The 580-nt window shown below is 36.4% G+C and carries 1 pseudogene; it reads right to left on the minus strand.

Annotated elements, in window-relative coordinates:
• Positions 1-580, minus strand: a pseudogene (locus CDO51_RS13155) (hydroxylamine reductase); the annotation flags it as partial.

The raw sequence follows: 580 nt of genomic DNA on the forward strand, positions 1-580 counted from the left end.
AAGCTGGTAAGGTTGGACCAATATAGATTTTCTTTACACCTAAGTGCAATAATGCAAGAAGTACTAATACAGCTTTTTGTTCATACCATGCAATGTTATAAGAAACAGGTAGTTCATTAATGTCTTCTAAACCAAATGCTTCAGCTAATTTTTTAGCTATTACAACTAATGAATAGGAGTCGTTACACTGTCCTGCATCTAGAATTCTTGGAATACCACCAATATCTCCTAGGTCTAATTTGTTGTATCTATATTTAGCACACCCAGCAGTTAGGATGATTGTGTCATTTGGAAGTGCTTCTGCAAATTTAGTGTAATAGTCACGATCTTTATGTCGACCATCACAACCTCCCATTACTACAAATCGCTTAATATGACCTTCTTTAACAGCTTCTACTACTTTATCAGCTACACTTAAAACAGCATTGTGAGCAAAACCACCTGGGATCTTACCTTCTTCAAGCTGTACAGGTGCTTTACACTTCTTAGCGTGCTCTATAAGTTGTGAGAAGTCTTTTTCTCCACCTTCTTTTCTATCAGGAATATGAGTTACATCATCAAAACCAACTACTCCTGTAGT

It is taken from the genome of Natranaerobius trueperi, from assembly GCF_002216005.1.
Classification (GTDB): Bacteria; Bacillota; Natranaerobiia; order Natranaerobiales; family Natranaerobiaceae; genus Natranaerobius_A; species Natranaerobius_A trueperi.